The following is an 18,183-nucleotide window of genomic DNA, read 5'->3' as shown; positions in this document are numbered from 1 at the left end:
TAAAAAAGCCACTGTGAACAGTGGCTTTAATTTTTTAAATGCTTTTATACAAACTGTAAGAATAACCAGTACAAACCACCTGACAAGCAGATTGTTGCAGGAAGAGTAAATACCCATGCAGAGAGTATTGTCTTCACGGTATTAAAGTTTAAACCTGATTTATTCGCGACCATCGTACCCGCAACAGCACTGTTTAAAACGTGTGTTGTTGAAACTGGCATACCTAAACCATCAGCAGCTGCAATTGTACTCATTGCAACAAGCTCAGCAGACATCCCTTGACCATAAGTCATGTGGTGCTTACCAATACGCTCACCTACAGTCACAACAATACGTTTCCAACCCACCATTGTGCCTAGACCAAGTGCTAAAGCAACAGCCACTTTTACCCAAGTCGGAATGTATTGTAAGAATGAATCTAAGCTACTACGGTATTCTTTCACAAGCTTTTTCTGTGAGTCATCCATTTTTGGTAAAGCATCTGCTTTATCCAAACGCTTAAACGTCGTGGTGCTTAAATACATGTCATTACGAATTTCGCTAATTGCAGCTTCAGGAATATCTTTTAAGTTGCTATAGCTAGAAACTCGCTCACCCAAGTGATCAGTCATACTTGCCAATGCAGGCACAACTTCCGGAGTTTGCTGTTTAGTTTGAATATATTTAGTCAGAATAACACGTGCTTTTTCATCGGTTAATTCTGGCTGATTTTGATTCAAAAATACGGCAGTTTGAGAAGAAAGCTGATGGAATGATTGAACTTGCTGAGTATCAAGATTTTTATTTAATGAATAAGCCAACGGCACCAGACCAACCAAAATCAGCATGATGAGTCCCATACCCTTTTGACCGTCATTAGAACCATGTGCAAAACTCACACCTGTACAGGTAAAGATCAAGATTGCACGAATGATTGCTGGTGGTGGTTTATTCCCTTCAGGTGGCTGGAATAATTCTAATTGGCGTTTAAAAATAGTTTTAACCAATAAGAATACAATCGCTGCAAAAGCGAAACCAATTAAAGGTGAAAATAATAATGCCTTACCGACTTTAATCACCTGATCCATATCAACACCACTGGTCGTCACGCCAGTCGATGCACTCAATAGATGGTTCATAATGCCCACGCCCAAGATTGAACCAATCAAGGTATGTGAGCTAGATGCAGGAATACCTAAGAACCAAGTACCCAAGTTCCAGAGAATCGCAGCAATAAGAAGCGCAAAAACCATTGCGAAACCTGCACCGCTACCCATATTCATGATCAATTCAACAGGTAACAATGCAATAATGCCGTAAGCGACTGCGCCGCTTGCAACCATTACCCCAAGGAAATTACAAAAACCAGCCCACATGACTGCAACCGGTGCTGGTAAAGCATTGGTGTAAATCACTGTTGCCACTGCATTTGCAGTATCGTGGAAGCCATTTACAAACTCAAAGCCTAAAGCAATCAAGAGTGCAGTTGATAAAAGAATAACTGAATAAAGACTCAAAGGTGGTACATGTGCTAAATCAGCACTCACCTGAAATCCAATATAAATAAGTGTTGCAACAATAATCGTCAGAAACACCGGCATAAAAAATTTAGGTGTCGGGACATGTACATTCGTCGATTTGACTTGCAGGTTTGCCGCAAGTTTTGAATCCGAAACAGGGGGTAGATTAGAATTCATGCAGACGGTAAGAGGATAAAAAAATCCTCTGTATTCTTAAATTAAATTATGACAATTATATGACAAAGCGGCGCCTGATGAAGTCAATTTTTCACATTTTGACCTCATTTGATGCACCTTTCCCCTATGATTTTTATTTTTTTATTTAAATACAATAATTTACATAAATTCCCACCCATCTATTTTATGACTATTTTTGAAGCAAAAATATCTAAAAAATTACCTAAATGTCTACTTTTTAAACACTACAACTGTCATAAAACCGAATATTGGAGATGAAATATTTCAATATCATGATCATTTTATGAATATTTGATGAAAAAACAGCCTTCATTTGTCATAAAAGCCGTTTTTTAATGAATCTATTACAGTGAATGATGGGTCGTTATAGGTCATCAATTGCGCAACTATTCTGTTACAATAGCGCCGCATTTTTAAATTCATATAAAAGATCGGGGTTTTCTATGTCTACGCTTGCCACCCTAAAAGCGCTTCTTGCTAAACGCATTCTGATTATTGATGGTGCAATGGGAACTATGATCCAGCGCCATAAATTGGAAGAAGCCGACTACCGTGGTGAGCGTTTTGCCGATTGGGCACATGACTTAAAAGGTAACAATGACCTTTTGGTTCTGACCCAGCCTCAAATCATTCAAGGTATTCATGAAGCTTATCTTGATGCTGGTGCAGATATTATTGAAACCAACAGCTTCAACGGCACGCGTGTTTCTATGTCTGATTACCACATGGAAGATCTTGTTCCAGAGATTAACCGTGAAGCAGCACGTTTAGCCAAAGCAGCTTGTGAAAAGTATTCGACTCCAGATAAACCGCGTTTTGTAGCAGGTGTGCTTGGACCAACATCGCGTACTTGTTCCATTTCACCGAATGTAAATGACCCTGCCTTTCGTAACATCACCTTTGATGAGCTAAAAGAAAACTATATTGAAGCGACTCATGCGCTGATCGAAGGCGGTGCAGATATCATTTTGATTGAAACCGTATTTGACACATTAAACTGTAAAGCTGCGATTTTTGCGGTTAAAGAAGTCTTTAAAGAAATTGGTCGTGAATTACCAATCATGATTTCAGGGACCATTACCGATGCATCGGGTCGTACCTTAACAGGTCAAACTGCCGAAGCGTTCTGGAATTCTGTACGTCATGGCGACTTGCTATCGATTGGCTTTAACTGTGCGCTTGGTGCAGATGCCATGCGTCCTCATGTAAAAACCATTTCCGATGTAGCAGATACGTTTGTTTCAGCGCACCCAAATGCGGGCTTACCAAATGCTTTTGGTGAATATGATGAAACGCCAGAACAAACGGCAGCATTCTTAAAAGAGTTTGCAGAAAGCGGCTTAATTAATATTACTGGTGGTTGCTGTGGTACAACACCTGACCATATCCGCGCGATTGCCAATGCGGTAAAAGATATTGCGCCTCGTCAAGTTCCTGAAACTGTACCTGCATGTCGTTTGAGTGGTTTAGAACCATTTAATATTTATGATGACTCACTTTTCGTGAACGTGGGTGAACGTACTAACGTTACAGGTTCGAAAAAATTCTTACGCTTAATTCGTGAAGAAAACTTTGCCGAAGCTTTAGAAGTGGCACAGCAGCAAGTTGAAGCTGGCGCTCAGATTATCGACATTAACATGGATGAAGGGATGCTCGATTCGCAAAATGCGATGGTGCATTTCTTAAATCTTGTGGCTTCTGAACCAGATATTTCACGTGTGCCAATCATGATTGACTCATCAAAATGGGAAATCATTGAAGCTGGCTTAAAATGCGTACAAGGTAAACCCGTCGTTAACTCGATTTCTTTAAAAGAAGGTTATGACGAGTTTGTAGAAAAAGCTCGCCTGTGCCGTCAATATGGTGCTGCGATTATTGTCATGGCATTTGATGAAAAAGGTCAGGCCGACACTGCTGAACGTAAACGTGAAATCTGTAAACGTTCTTATGATGTTTTGGTTAATGATGTCGGCTTCCCTGCTGAAGATATTATTTTTGACCCAAACGTATTTGCAGTAGCAACAGGTATTGAAGAACACAACAATTATGGCGTCGATTTCATTGAGGCCACAGGTTGGATTAAACAAAACTTACCGCACGCCATGATTTCTGGTGGTGTATCAAACGTTTCATTCTCGTTCCGCGGTAACGAGCCTGTTCGTGAAGCCATTCACTCTGTGTTCTTGTACCATGCCATCAAGCAAGGCATGACCATGGGGATTGTTAATGCTGGTCAAATGGCAATTTATGATGATATTCCAGCCGAGCTAAAAGAAGCTGTGGAAGACGTTATCTTAAACCAAAACCAAGGTGAGTCTGGTCAAGCTGCGACTGAGAAACTGCTTGAAGTAGCTGAAAAATCCCGCGGACAAGGCGGTGCTGCCAAAGAAGCCGAGAACCTTGAATGGCGTAATGAATCTGTAGAAAAACGTCTTGAATATGCTTTAGTTAAAGGTATTACCACTTACATTGATGAAGATACCGAAGAAGCTCGCCTCAAAGCTAAACGTCCTTTAGATGTAATCGAAGGCGCTTTGATGGACGGTATGAACGTGGTTGGTGACTTGTTCGGTTCGGGCAAAATGTTCTTACCGCAAGTTGTAAAATCTGCACGTGTTATGAAGCAAGCTGTGGCTTGGCTCAACCCGGACATTGAAGCTGAAAAAACAGGTAGCCAATCTAAAGGTAAAGTCTTGATGGCAACTGTTAAAGGCGACGTACACGATATTGGTAAGAATATTGTAGGTGTTGTACTCGGCTGTAATGGTTATGACATTGTTGACCTTGGCGTGATGGTACCTTGCGAGAAAATCTTGCAAACTGCAATTGATGAAAAATGTGACATCATCGGTTTGTCAGGTCTGATTACTCCATCTTTAGATGAGATGGTATTTGTTGCGAAAGAAATGCAACGCAAAGGCTTTAACATTCCTTTATTAATTGGTGGTGCGACTACTTCTAAAGCCCATACAGCAGTAAAAATTGATCCTCAGTACCAAAACGATGCCGTGATTTATGTGGCTGATGCTTCACGTGCTGTGGGTGTTGCAACCACCCTGCTTTCGAAAGAAATGCGTGGAAACTTTATTGCAGAGCACCGTGCTGAATATGCCAAGATTCGCGAGCGCTTAGCCAACAAACAGCCAAAAGCTGCAAAATTGACTTATGCTGAGTCAGTTGAAAACGGTTTTAAAATTGACGAAAGCTATGTACCACCGAAACCAAATCTTTTGGGAACACAAGTCCTCACCAACTACCCGCTTGCAACCCTTGTAGAGTATTTTGACTGGACACCATTCTTCATTTCTTGGAGCTTGGCAGGTAAATTCCCGAAAATTTTAGAAGATGAAGTGGTTGGTGAAGCTGCAACAGATTTGTACAACCAAGCTCAAGCGATGTTGAAAGATATTATCGATAACAACCGTTTTGATGCTCGTGCCGTATTCGGTATGTTCCCTGCACAGCGCACTGACGCAGACACAGTGAGCGTATTTGATGAAGCGGGTCAAAATGTTACGCATACTTTTGAGCACTTACGCCAGCAATCTGACAAAGTGACAGGTAAACCAAACTTGTCTTTGGCAGATTACATTCGTAATGACCGTGAACAACAGGACTACTTAGGCGGATTCACTGTATCGATTTTTGGTGCAGAAGAACTGGCCAATGAGTACAAAGCCAAAGGTGATGACTACTCTGCAATTTTAGTACAGTCATTGGCTGACCGTTTTGCTGAAGCCTTTGCAGAACACTTGCATGAACGCATTCGTAAAGAGTTCTGGGGCTATAAAGCGGATGAGCAGCTTAGCAATGAAGAACTGATTAAAGAGAAATATGTCGGTATTCGCCCTGCACCGGGTTACCCTGCTTGCCCAGAGCACTCTGAAAAAGCGGTGTTGTTCGACTGGTTAGGTTCTACCGACAAAATCGGTACTAAACTGACTGAACACTTTGCAATGATGCCACCATCTTCAGTAAGTGGTTTCTACTATTCGCATCCTCAAAGCGAATACTTTAACGTGGGCAAGATCTCTCAAGACCAACTTGAAGATTATGCAAAACGTAAAGGCTGGACACTGGATGAAGCTAAACGTTGGTTAGCTCCGAATTTAGATGATTCGATTGCTTAAGTTTTTAAATCATCTTGATTAAAAATAGGGCGTGAAGGAAATTCCATCACGCCCTTTTCAATTTGAAAGTTTAATCTTTCTACTTCAAATGTGCCTTGATCTTCTCTTTCACTGCTTCAGTTGAAATACCATAGCGATCATGCAAAGTGGGCAATGCCCCTGCATCTAAAAATGCATCTGGCAAACCAATCATGTCAAAACGAGGATGTTGCCCATTTTTTAAAAGTAGTGAGCCAACAGCCTCCCCTAAACCACCAACCACTGAATGATTTTCAGCAGTTAAAACAGGACGGCCACCTTTTGTGACTTCATCCAAAATAGTTTGTTCATCTAAAGGCTTAATGGTCGGTACATGCAACACTGAAACATCAATGCCCTCTTTTTCAAGTTCTTCGGCTGCCTCAAGCGCACGCATGGTCAATAAACCAGTCGAGATAATGAGCAAGTCTTTACCGGGTTTAATCACCTGTGCCTTACCCAATTTAAACTGGTAGTTGTATTTATCGAGCACTAACGGAACCTGACCGCGTAATAAACGCATATATACCGGGCCATTATGCGCGGCAATCTGAGGAATCGCCTGTTCAATTTCCAAGGCATCACATGGATCGATAACCATCAAGTTCGGCATAGCACGGAAAATTGCAATATCATCCGTTGCCTGATGACTTGGGCCGTAGCCTGTGGTTAATCCCGGAAGAGCTGCTACAATTTTGACATTCAGGTTATCTTCCGCAATTGCCATACAAATAAAATCGTAGGCACGGCGTGATGCAAATACGGCATAAGTTGTTGCAAAAGGAACAAACCCTTCACGAGCAAGTCCTGCTGCTGCACTCATCAAAAGTTGTTCTGCCATACCCATTTGGAAAAACTTGTCTGGGTTTTCTTTAGCAAAAATATGTAGATCAGTGTATTTAGATAAATCTGCTGATAAACCTACGATATCGTCACGCTCTTTTGCCAAGGCATTCAGTGCATGTCCAAATGGTGCTGGTTTGGTCGGTTGGCCCTCGGCAGCAATAGAAGCAATCATTGCCGAAGTGGTTAGTTTTTTCTTAGGAGGATTAGCTAACTGGCTCATGGTGTAGTCCTTACTGTCCGTAGTGGGTCAAAATATTTAAAGCGTCGTCCCATTCATGTTCATCAACACGAATGAAGTGCGTTTTTTCACGGCTTTCCAAGAACGACACGCCTTTACCCATTTTGGTGTCACAAATAATGACGCGTGGGCATTTTCCCTCATGGTTTCGCGCTTGTTCGAATGCTTCAAGCAAAGCTTCCATGTTGTTGCCATCCACACGTTGGGTGTACCAACCAAATGACTGCCAACGATCAACAATTGGCTCAAATGCTAAAATTTCACTGGAGTGCCCATCTGCCTGCTGATTATTCACATCAATAATGGCAATTAAGTTATCTAGTTTCCAATGCGAAGCAGACATCACGGCTTCCCATGTTGAGCCCTCATTTAGCTCTCCATCAGAAAGTAAGTTATATACAAAAGCATCTGACTTTTTCTGTTTTAGCCCTAAACATGCGCCGACTGCAATTCCAAGGCCATGCCCCAATGAACCACCTGTAATTTCCATCCCTGGTGTGTAAGAAGCCATGCCCGACATTGGTAACCGACTGTCATCGGCTCCGTAGGTTTCAAGTTCTTCAAGCGGAATAATTTTTGCTTCGATTAAGGCTGCATAGAGTGCAATTGCATAGTGTCCAATAGAAAGATAAAAACGGTCACGGCCTTCCCATTCGGGGTTTTCTGGCTGATATTTCATCGCATGAAAATAAGATACTGCCAGTAGATCTGCAGCCCCCAAAGCTTGTCCAACATAACCTTGACCTTGTACTTGCCCCATGCGTAAAGCATGTTGGCGAATGTGGTAGGCACGTTGTTGCAACTCGGCAAATTGGCCTGCTTTATCAACATTTAACATTGTCATTTACTATTCCTTATTAACGATTGACCAGTTTTGCCGGAACACGCAGAACCAAACTGGCACCGAAAATTAATACTGCTGTGATTAAGAACATGCCGATTGCATTTGAACCTGTGTTGGTAGTGACCCAACCGATTAAATAAGGTGAGCAAAATCCTGCAAGATTGGCGAAGCTATTCACTGCTGCAATACCTGCCGCTGCGGAAACACCACCCAAAAAGTTGGTCGGTAACATCCAGAATAAAGAGGATGCCGTCAGCACACCTGAGGCTGCGATGCAAAGGCAAATTAAAGAGAGCGTTAGATTTGAAGCGAATAAAGTTGCAAATGTAAGTGCTAAAGCGCCTGCACACATCGGGATAATTAAGTGCCAGCGGCGCTCTTGAAAATGGTCCCCGCTACGTCCTGCCAAAATCATGACCACAATGGCACACATATAAGGCAGACTGGTGAGCAAACCGATATGCCAGTTATCACTAATGCCCGAGTTACGAATGAGAGTTGGTAGCCAAAATGTAATGGCGTATTGCCCCATCACGACACAAAAGTAAATACCTGCCAGTAGCCACAAGCGTTTATCTGCGATGAACTCTTTGACGCTAGCATGACCTTCTTTGTGCTGATTATCTTGAGCAAGCTCTTGCTTCACCAAGTTTTTTTCGTCTTGGGTTAACCAGTTGGCGTCTTGAACAGAGTCTTTTAAAACAGCAAGTACAAGTAAGCCGACAATCACTGTGGGAATAGCTTCGATAACAAACATCCACTGCCAGCCAAACCAACCATGTACACCGCTCATTCGGTCCATGATTAAGCCTGAAAGTGGTCCACCAATCATTCCTGAAATTGGAATCGCGATAAACCAAAGTACGGTCATGCGCGCACGGCGGTAAGATGGGAACCAGTAAGTGAGATAGAGCAACAAACCCGGAGCTAGCCCAGCTTCAGCAACACCAAGCAAAAAACGTAAAGTGTAAAATTGCCATTCGGTTTGAACAAAAGCAAAACAACCTGACAAAATGCCCCATGTAATCATGATTCGGGCAATCCAACGTCTTGCGCCTACCTTGTGAAGTACAATGTTACTTGGTACTTCACAGAGGAAATAACCAATAAAGAAAATCCCTGCGCCTAGACCATATACAGCTTCACTAAACTGTAAATCGCTCATCATTTGGAGCTTGGCAAAACCCACGTTTACTCGATCTAAATAGGCACAAAAATAACAAAGCATTAAAAATGGCATGAGCCGAAATGCAATTTTTCGATAGGCAGATTTACGAACCGCCGTATCTACTTCAGATGAAAATACTGTATCCATCATGCGAATCCCTTTACATTTGGCCACAGTATCCTCTTGTGACCATCATTCTATTTTTAGTTTTGAAATAGTGAGCGATTAATGAATCAGCATGCCACCATTTACATCGAGTGTGACACCAGTTAAGTAAGCTGACAGATCACTTGCCAAAAATAATGCTGCATTTGCAACATCTTGCGCTTTACCTAAGCGGCCGAGAGGAATACCTGCCAAAATGTCATGACGACGGTCATCATTCATTAAACCGCCAGTAATATCAGTCTGGATTAGACCTGGAGTAAGAGAATTTACACGAATCTGGTCACCACCAAACTCACGAGCCATCGCTTTTGCCAGACCTAACACGCCTGCTTTAGCAGCACTATAGTGTGGCCCGCCAAAAATACCACCGCCGCGTTGTGCTGAAACTGAAGATAGGCACACAATGCTTCCACCACCATTTGCTTTCATAGATGGAATAACAGCTTGCGACATAATCAGTGTTCCACGCAGGCTGACATCTAAAATACGGTCATAGTCATTGCGTTGAATATCAAGTGTTTTAACTGGCTGAGTAATACCCGCATTATTAATTAAAATATCAATCTTGCCATAGTGCTGTAGCGCTTGTTCAACAGCTACTTTGACCTGTTCTTCGTTCGCAACGTTTGCAGCAAGGCCTAAATGTCCTTCACCAAGTGCCTTTGCAGCGTTTTGGCTTTGAGCAAGATCTAAATCAACAATAATGACTTTAGCACCCTGTTGTGCAAAGATTTCTGCGGTTGCTCGCCCAATTCCACGTTCTGATGCTGCACCCGTAATTAATGCCACTTTTCCTTGTAGTAACATGTTCAATCCTCTTTTACGCTTTATTTCCTGAGTTCTGACTTAGAATCTCTTTTTTCACAAAGCCCAGCAATCAGCTCAAATTCAACAAGACATGAAAAAAATTCATGCCTGTGCTATTTTCAAATAAGTTTTAGGGATAAAAATGGATCATTTCATGGATAGTAGTGAAAACAATTTCAACCACATGCCCTCAATTAAAACCTTACAGGCTTTTGAACAAACCGCCCGTTTCGGCAATGTTGCGAAGGCAGCCGAGCATTTGAATCTCACGCCTTCAGCAGTGAGTCACCAAATTGCTAAGCTTGAAGAAATGATTGGGCAGAGTTTATTTATTCGTGGTGCGCGTGGTGTGACACTTACCCCTTCTGGTGAACGCTATTTTCAAGATGTCACCACCATTTTGCATAACCTGATGTTAGCGACTGAAAAAGCTGCCGATAAAAGCCCTAAAGACAGTTTATATATTCATTCATCCCCAAGTTTTGGTTTGCTTTGGTTGCTCCCTCGCCTCGAGTCATTTAAAGAAAAGTTCCCAATGATTCAGGTTAACTTGTCATGTTCCTATGAAAATTTGCACTTTACTCGCGACAAGATCGACATTGATATTCGTCATGGTTTGCCCAACTGGACAGGGGTAGAAATCAGAACGATTCGTAATGAAAAGCTTGAAGTGCTTGCGTCCCCTAAGCTGCTGGAACGTAGTCCGGTTTATAAACCTCAAGATTTATTAAAGAAAGAACTGATTTTATCGCGCTCGACCTTAGTCACTTGGCCACAATGGTTTGCCCATCAGGGTCTAACTATTCCTGAGTTTCCCTACACTTTGAGTTTTGACCGCTCTTATATGTCACTTGAGGCGGCCACACACGGGCTAGGTTTTGTTTTAGAAAGTAATTTGCTTACCCAAAATTATTTAGAATCTGGGAAATTAGTTAGAGTTTTTGCAGATGAACTATCGATTCCTATCTCGGCTCATCATTTGGTGTATCCACGAACCCACCAATTTATTCCTAAAATTGAGCTGTTTTTAAACTGGATTCATGATGAGTTGGCGGATTGAGAAAGTAATTGTTAAATGATTTGAATTTGCTCAACTCTTAAGTGATGCATCATCTCTCGAACAAATACAAAATAGGTAAAAATATAAAGCTGATCTGGAGACACTTGGTTTGTGTAATAGCCCAAACGCTCAATAAAACTATTAAAACCATGCTCAAGCTCAATACGGCTGATTTGCTTTTTAGCACTAAAAAATAACTGACTGAGGTGGGTCATAGCAGCATCAGATGTAACAGCTACACCACTTATATTCAGATTTCTGAGGGGCCTTGACTCGATGATTTCTTCAATAAAATAAATCATCTTTTCGATAGCGAGTTCATTAACAACCCCATGGCCGATACTTTTTGAACCAACAAAACCTAAGCCCTGCTCAAGGTGAAGGTGTTGGCTATCTAAATCAAACGAGAGACTATTTAGACTAAACGAAAATTTTAAAACCGAGTCGGGATGAATCATAAAAATAGCTTACCGTTGAGTTTTACTCATAAGATTAATTTCTTTATAACCTTAAATTGTGCAAGTTTGTTCAATATTTAGAGTTAATGGCACTAAGCATCATTAACACTATCTATAATAAAAACCTCTTTAAAAAGATGAAATATCAATCTTATATTCATCCAATCCTACGATTAAAAAATAGAGTATAAACATGAAAAAATTAGTAATTTTAGGTATTACGATTTATAGCTTTGCACAACTTACCAATGCAGCCACATTAAATGTAAAACCATATGGTACGACTCAAGACGGTCAAAAAGTTGATTTATACACCATGAGCAATAACAAAGGAGTCTCGGTATCTTTTATTAGCTTCGGTGGCGTAATTACACAGATTTTGACTCCCGATGCCCAAGGTAAACAAAATAATATTGTTTTGGGCTTTGATGATCTAAAAGGTTATGAAGTCACTGATACCAAGGAAGGCATTCATTTTGGCGGATTAATTGGTCGTTATGCGAACCGTATTGGCAATGCTAAATTTAACTTAGATGGAAAAACGTATAACCTTGAAAAAAATAATGGGCCGAATTCATTACATAGCGGTAATCCCGGTTTTGATAAACGTGTTTGGCAAGTTAAGCCCCTCGTTTCTAAAGGTGAAACCGTTAAAGCTTCTCTTAAGTTAACCAGTCCAAATGGTGATCAAGGTTTTCCCGGAAAATTAGATGTAGAAGTGATCTACAGTCTTTCAGATCAAAATGAATTCCAGATCGAATATAAAGCCAAAACTGATCAACCGACAGTCGTCAATCTCACCAACCACAGTTATTTCAACTTATCAGGCGCTGGCAATAACCCTTATGGCATACTAGATCATGTGGTACAACTCAATGCAGACCGTATATTGGTAACCGATCAAAACTCTTTACCCACAGGTGAAATAGCTTCGGTTGCAGGTACACCTTTTGATTTTCGAACGCCTAAAGCAATCGTAAAAGATATCCGAGCAAATAATCAGCAATTGGCTTATGGATATGGCTATGACCAAACTTGGGTAATTAATCAAAAGTCTCAAGGTAAACTCAATCTTGCAGCTAGTGTGGTTGATCCAAAATCTAAACGGACCATGCAAGTCTTAACGACTGAACCAAGCGTTCAAATGTATACAGCCAATCATTTATTGGGAAATGTGGCTGGTGCAAATGGTGTGCTCTATCGACAAGCAGACGCACTAGCATTAGAAACACAGCATTTTCCAGATAGCCCAAATCAACCGGCTTTCCCATCCACTCGTTTGAACCCAAATCAAACTTATAACAGTGTCACCGTATTTAAGTTTGGTGTTCAAAAATAGTCTTTTCAATGAGGCTATGTTCATATTAAAAAGACTCTCAGCTAAGTATGGCTGAGAGTCTTTTCATTTATTTTACTTTTGTGTTGGGTAAAAATGCGGTTGCAAAACCAAGTAATGGCAACAATGAACATAAACCAAATACCCATTCAATGCCGTTAATATCCGCTAAATGCCCTAACCCAGCTGCGGCAATACCACTGACCCCAAACATAAGACCAAACATTAAACCTGCAATCATACCCACACGGCCCGGAACAGCTTCTTGTGCGTAAACCACCATTGCTGCAAAAGCCGATGACAACACTAAACCTGCAATAATTGAGAAAACCGTTGTCCAAAATAGGTTTGCAAACGGCATCATTAATGCAAACGGCGCCATACCAACAAATGAAACCCAGATAACCGCTTTACGGCCAATTTTGTCACCAATTGGGCCACCTGCAAATGTACCTAAAGCAACGGCTGCCAAGAAGGCAAACAAATGCAATTGAGCTGTTTGAATACTGATATGGAACTTTTGAATTAAGTAAAAGGTAAAGTAGTTACTAATGCTAGCAATGTAGGTAAATTTGGCAAACATCAACACACTAATTGTGCTCAAAGCAATAATTAGCTTACGGCCATGCAATTTAGTATGTGCTTGGGTAGCACGTGCAGCTACCTGACTTTTAGCATGACTCACAGTCCAACGGCTTACACCAAATAAAACCCAAATCGCCAAAAGTGCAAATATCACCAAACCCGCAACTGCATGCTGTCCAAATGGGACAATGAGTAAAGCTGCTAACAATGGGCCAATGGCTGTACCTGTGTTTCCGCCTACTTGGAAAGTCGACTGAGCCGTACCAAAGCGCCCGCCCGATGCCATTCGCGCCACCCGTGAAGCCTCTGGATGAAAGGTTGCAGACCCAACCCCAATAAGCGCAGATGCACACAACAACACAGCAAAACTTGGTGAAAATGCTAACAAGATAATGCCGCAGAATGTGACGACCATTCCGAGTGGGAGAAGATACGGTTTTGGATGTTTATCGGTATAAAGTCCAATCCAAGGCTGTAGCAGTGAACCTGTAATTTGATATACAAACGAGATTAGGCCAACCTCCGCAAAACTCAGCGAAAAGTTTGCTTTTAGCATTGGATAGATGGCTGGTAGCACCGCCTGAATTAAATCATTCAGTAAATGTGCGACTGCCACGGCGCCTACAATTTTAATAATCATTCCTTGAGGCTGATCATTTGCAACGGTATTGGCAATACCATCTTTCAATTGTATTGAAGACGTCATACCTGAAAAACTCCAATATTTTTAAATGAGATGCTTATTGTAAATTGTCGCTTATAAAGTTATCTTCCAATAATCATCGTATAAGTGACAATTTTTAGGATAGTTTATGTCCGATTCTCTTATTCAGTCTGATTTGTCTGAACTTGTGATTGGGCTATCTTCTGAGCATTCTTACCGAGAAATCACGCCTACCCATACGCATACACGTGCGCAGTTTTTATATGCCTCTACTGGAACTATTCAGGTTTTTACGCCTAATCATGTGTGGATTGTGCCGCCCATGTGCGCGTTATGGATTCCAGCACATGTAGAGCACAGCGTGATTTCACTGAGTCACGTGAAGTTAAATACGGCATTGGTTGAAGTAAATGCAGCAACTCTAATGGGACAACATTGCTTTATTATTCGGGTAAGCAATCTGTTGCATGAACTCTTAATTCGTTTAAATGAAATTGAACGAGAAGACACTCCAAATACAGCAACCTCTCAAGAGCTTTCCCGTTCTTTACAAATTTTGATTTTTGAAGAAATACATCGGGCCAATTTGTTGCCCATCCAGATTCCGTGGCCGAAAGACAAAAGACTCTTAAAAATTTGCCAAGAGTTATTACATACGCCTGACCATTCAAAAGATTTAACAGATTGGGCTGATGATATTGGTACGAGTTCTAGAACCCTAATGCGTATGTTCCAAAAAGAAACTGGACTGTCATATCGGGCATGGTTACAACAAATGCATATTGCACTTGCCTTGAGTAAAATCGCGAATGGTGAATCTATTGCTCAAATTTCAGAGTCACTGGGGTATACAAACCCCAGCGCGTTCAGTGCAATGTTTAAGCGACATCTAGGAAAAACACCTCAGCAGTTTAGAAGTGCCGCGATGTCGCTATAAGTCTTTTTTTTTGCAGGTAGGTCATGCTTTTCGAGCAAATCATCGAAATCATGATAAACATGCAGTTCTCGATCTTTACCAGTTCTGGCATGGTCTAAGCGCTGTTCAGGATCAACTAAAACAAGGGTATGACCATCATCAATCAGACGATCTACGCCTTCTAAAAACATACGTTTACCCACATCGTGGATAAGTGAAATCTGGGTTAAATCAATAACGATTGTGCTTTGATCAGTTGTCTCGTCTTGTAAAATACGCAACAACATTTCAGCTTCGGTAAATTTCAATACACCCCGAAGCACATATACACTTAATGATGCATCTTTTCCTGTACGGTAATGACTTTGTACAATGGTCTGTGCAGAAGGTGTACCTTCCATGAGATGTAATCCCATGTCACGAGATAATCGTTCTAAAATATCGATACCTCGAACACTATGACCATGCTCATCTAGTCGAGGTGAAAAAGCAGCAATACTGACCTGCCCCGGTAGCACACCCAAGATACCGCCTGCTACACCACTTTTAGCAGGAATACCTACAGTTGAAAGCCAGTCACCCGCTGCATCGTACATACCACAGCTCATCATGACACTGAGGACTTGTCTAACTACAGATCGATTTAATAGGCGCTTTCCAGTTCTAGGATCCCCCCCGCCATTAGCAAGTACACTGCCCATACGTACCAAGTCTTTAACTGTAACCATGATCGCACATTGACGAATGTAACCATTCACAATATCGACAGGGTCAGTTTCCAAAATCCCCACCGTGCGCAACATATAACCGATCGAAAGATTACGGTAGGCTGTTTTGACTTCCGAATCATAAACAGACTCATCAAAACTTAATTCACGACCAGCAAGCTCGCTCATAAAACGGCGTAGAATTTCTGCGCTATGTAAACCATGCTTGACCTGAATCAAGGAATGTACAGTAATTGCGCCAGAGTTGATCATCGGGTTTTTCGGACGACCATCTTTACCCAATGAAATTTCATTGAAGGCTTCACCAGAAGGCTCTACCCCTACTTTCGCAAGTACTGCATCAATACCAAGCTGTTGTAAAACATAGGCATATACAAAAGGTTTAGAAATTGATTGTATGGTGAATTCAACATCATCATCGCCGACCGAATAAATTTCACCATCTACCGTAGACATTGCTAAAGCTAATCGATTTGGGTTTGCATTTGCCAACTCAGGAATATAATCGGCGAGATGACCGCTGTTATCGATGTCACAGGCTTCTATAACATTTGCCAAATAATCTGGGAGAGGGGGTTGCATGGTCAGTAACCTTAAATGAGGAGATTTACAACATCGCGCAAAATTTCAGCACAACCTGCTGATAATATTAAAATTATATCTTTTGTAATGATTTAAATATCACGCTATAAGTATTGTAATTCCGATGACTTATCCTTTTCAAGCTCATTATAGGTTTTTCAAAACTTTAAACTGAAGATTAGCTTATTCTTTCTACAAACAAGATCCCATTTAAATGATCGACCTCGTGTTGAACAATACGAGCAGGAAAACCATGAAAAACTGTCTCAACCATTTCACCCTGTAGTGTTAAATATTTAACCTTCACCATTTCTGCACGTTCAACTTGTCCACGCTCATCCGGCACACTTAAACAGCCTTCTTCACCTAAACAAACTTCTTTTGAGAACTCTAAAATCTCAGGATTCACCATGACCACTGCTTCCATTTCGGGTGCGTCTGGATAACGCAGGTTTGGTCGAGACGCCACAATAATGACACGTTTAGAGATATAAACTTGCGGTGCAGCAATCCCTACTCCATTACGTTCGAGCATTGTCGCATGCATAGCGTCAGCAAGCTGATAAAGCCAATTACTGTTTAACTCATTTGCCGAGACGGGAGCCGCAATTAGTTTTAAAATATCTTCGCCACGCTTCGCGACAGGTAGAACTACACTCATCCTTTGAATCTCTCATTAAACTGGCTATGACAAGTTTTATTGTGTCGCTGAACGACTCAAAAGAAAAGTCATTCCTACATCTGTTTTTGTTTTATCTAAAGCGTTTTTTGTTTGAAAGCTTTTTGTTCTGAGTAAGTCCAATCGGCATTGCCCTATAGAACAAATTTCCTCCATTTACTTTTACTTCACTTTTCCATTAATATCCAAACTTCAATTACAACAATTAAGTAAAAAATGGATCAGGAATTAACTTTGCAGGATGCGAACTATCTTAATAAAGAAGATAAACGAACCCTCGCCCTTTCTTCATTGGGTGGAGCTTTAGAGTTTTATGATTTTGTGATTTATGTATTTTACGCCAAAATCATTTCCGACCTCTTTTTCCCCAGCACACTTAGTCCGTTTTGGGCCATGCTTAATACTTACGGTATTTTTGCGGCAGGGTACTTTTTTAGGCCCTTAGGCGGGGGCGTCATGGCCCATTTTGGTGACTTGGTCGGGCGTAAAAAACTATTTTCGCTTTCTATTTTACTGATGGCACTGCCTACCTTGTTTATCGGGATTTTGCCAACTTTTGAAAATATTGGGTATTTGGCACCGCTACTTTTATTACTCATGCGTGTAGTACAAGGTATTGCAATTGGGGGGGAAATTCCAGCCGCATGGACCTTTGTGTCTGAACATGTACCTGAAAGAAAAATCGGACTGGCAAATGGGTTACTCACCGCTGGGCTGTCTTTAGGAATTTTACTAGGCGCGCTCATGTCTTTATGGATTTCACTGAATTTTAGTGAAGGACAAATCCATGACTGGGCATGGCGTATTCCTTTCATTGCAGGTGGTATTTTTGGTTTGGTTGCACTTTATTTACGAACTTATTTAAAAGAAACGCCTGTGTTTAAAGCCATGCAGGCTCGTAAAGAAATCTCAAAAGAAATGCCCGTAAAACAAGTCTTAAAAACGCATAAAACAGCCGTTGCGATTGGTATGTTATTTACGTGGTTTTTAACGGGCTGCGTGGTGGTGGTGATTTTAGCCATGCCAAATTTATTAACTGGTACGTTTGGCTTTGAGCGCGCACAGACTTTTGAAATGCAAAGTGCAGCTATTGTCATGCAAATGGTCGGCTGTATTTTAGCAGGCTATTTTGCTGACCGTTTTGGCTGTGGCAAAGTCATGATGGTCGGTGCTCTTGCTGTGGCACTTACAGCGGCAGTTTTTTATAACAGTTTGGGGCACGCGGCACATTCAACCATTTTTGGTTTATATATGTTGTT

The 18,183-nt window shown here is 41.3% G+C and carries 14 protein-coding genes; 5 read left to right on the top strand and 9 right to left on the bottom strand.

Annotated elements, in window-relative coordinates:
• Nucleotides 1-44 precede the first annotated feature (44 nt).
• On the bottom strand, nucleotides 45-1,676 hold the full coding sequence (locus tag J690_RS17345; RefSeq protein ID WP_005070664.1) for an inorganic phosphate transporter: 1,632 nt from the start codon (nucleotides 1,674-1,676) through the stop codon (nucleotides 45-47).
• 464 nt (nucleotides 1,677-2,140) lie between these two features.
• Here J690_RS17345 and metH point away from each other — a divergent pair, with 464 nt between their 5' ends.
• Nucleotides 2,141-5,827 (top strand): methionine synthase, encoded by a 3,687-nt coding sequence (gene metH, locus J690_RS17340; RefSeq protein ID WP_032037204.1) that lies wholly within the window; start codon nucleotides 2,141-2,143, stop codon nucleotides 5,825-5,827.
• A 79-nt stretch (nucleotides 5,828-5,906) separates the two neighbouring features.
• On the opposite strand, the gene J690_RS17335 is transcribed toward metH, so the two are convergent.
• The 4 genes from J690_RS17335 to J690_RS17320 all read right to left on the bottom strand — a co-directional run bounded on the left by J690_RS17335 (nucleotide 5,907) and on the right by J690_RS17320 (nucleotide 9,916).
• Nucleotides 5,907-6,911, bottom strand: coding sequence for a transketolase family protein (locus J690_RS17335; RefSeq protein WP_032037202.1), 1,005 nt, complete (start codon nucleotides 6,909-6,911; stop codon nucleotides 5,907-5,909).
• 10 nt (nucleotides 6,912-6,921) lie between these two features.
• Nucleotides 6,922-7,767: a transketolase gene (locus J690_RS17330; RefSeq protein WP_081405225.1), complete on the bottom strand. Its 846-nt coding sequence runs from the start codon at nucleotides 7,765-7,767 to the stop codon at nucleotides 6,922-6,924.
• Between the two features lie 19 nt (nucleotides 7,768-7,786).
• A complete protein-coding gene (locus J690_RS17325) occupies nucleotides 7,787-9,088 on the bottom strand; it encodes an MFS transporter (RefSeq protein WP_032037199.1) in 1,302 nt (433 codons plus the stop codon).
• A 78-nt stretch (nucleotides 9,089-9,166) separates the two neighbouring features.
• Nucleotides 9,167-9,916 carry an SDR family NAD(P)-dependent oxidoreductase gene (locus tag J690_RS17320; protein ID WP_000926501.1) on the bottom strand — a complete coding sequence of 250 codons (750 nt, stop codon included), beginning with the start codon at nucleotides 9,914-9,916 and terminating at the stop codon, nucleotides 9,167-9,169.
• Nucleotides 9,917-10,100: 184 nt separating this feature from the next.
• Between J690_RS17320 and J690_RS17315 the strand changes: the two genes are divergently transcribed.
• On the top strand, nucleotides 10,101-10,976 hold the full coding sequence (locus tag J690_RS17315; RefSeq protein WP_081309280.1) for a LysR substrate-binding domain-containing protein: 876 nt from the start codon (nucleotides 10,101-10,103) through the stop codon (nucleotides 10,974-10,976).
• 11 nt (nucleotides 10,977-10,987) lie between these two features.
• Here the strand turns inward: J690_RS17315 and J690_RS17310 are convergent, their stop codons facing one another.
• The gene (locus tag J690_RS17310; protein WP_032037197.1) at nucleotides 10,988-11,434 is read right to left on the bottom strand and encodes a hypothetical protein; all 447 of its coding nucleotides are present in this window, start codon (nucleotides 11,432-11,434) and stop codon (nucleotides 10,988-10,990) included.
• Between the two features lie 193 nt (nucleotides 11,435-11,627).
• On the opposite strand from J690_RS17310, the gene J690_RS17305 reads away from it, so the two are divergent.
• Nucleotides 11,628-12,773, top strand: coding sequence for an aldose epimerase family protein (locus J690_RS17305; protein ID WP_032037195.1), 1,146 nt, complete (start codon nucleotides 11,628-11,630; stop codon nucleotides 12,771-12,773).
• 67 nt (nucleotides 12,774-12,840) lie between these two features.
• Here the strand turns inward: J690_RS17305 and J690_RS17300 are convergent, their stop codons facing one another.
• On the bottom strand, nucleotides 12,841-14,061 hold the full coding sequence (locus J690_RS17300; RefSeq protein ID WP_032037194.1) for an MFS transporter: 1,221 nt from the start codon (nucleotides 14,059-14,061) through the stop codon (nucleotides 12,841-12,843).
• A gap of 106 nt (nucleotides 14,062-14,167) precedes the next feature.
• On the opposite strand from J690_RS17300, the gene J690_RS17295 reads away from it, so the two are divergent.
• Nucleotides 14,168-14,956 carry an AraC family transcriptional regulator gene (locus J690_RS17295; protein ID WP_032037193.1) on the top strand — a complete coding sequence of 263 codons (789 nt, stop codon included), beginning with the start codon at nucleotides 14,168-14,170 and terminating at the stop codon, nucleotides 14,954-14,956.
• On the opposite strand, the gene J690_RS17290 is transcribed toward J690_RS17295, so the two are convergent.
• Together J690_RS17290 and def are read right to left on the bottom strand one after the other, a co-directional pair.
• Nucleotides 14,923-16,245, bottom strand: a complete 1,323-nt coding sequence (locus tag J690_RS17290; RefSeq protein ID WP_032037192.1) for a glutaminase — start codon at nucleotides 16,243-16,245, stop codon at nucleotides 14,923-14,925. The two genes, J690_RS17295 and J690_RS17290, sit on opposite strands and share 34 nt — an antisense overlap.
• Nucleotides 16,246-16,423: 178 nt before the next feature.
• Nucleotides 16,424-16,906, bottom strand: a complete 483-nt coding sequence (def, locus tag J690_RS17285) for a peptide deformylase (RefSeq protein WP_016802807.1) — start codon at nucleotides 16,904-16,906, stop codon at nucleotides 16,424-16,426.
• Nucleotides 16,907-17,140: 234 nt separating this feature from the next.
• Between def and J690_RS0104580 the strand changes: the two genes are divergently transcribed.
• The coding region (locus J690_RS0104580; protein WP_050688059.1) for an MFS transporter at nucleotides 17,141-18,183 on the top strand (1,043 nt) is incomplete at its 3' end.

It is taken from the genome of Acinetobacter sp. 742879, from assembly GCF_000588535.1.
Classification (GTDB): Bacteria; Pseudomonadota; Gammaproteobacteria; order Pseudomonadales; family Moraxellaceae; genus Acinetobacter; species Acinetobacter pittii.
The sequence above is the reverse complement of the archived record's forward strand: the minus strand, read 5'-3'. Positions and strand labels throughout refer to the sequence as shown.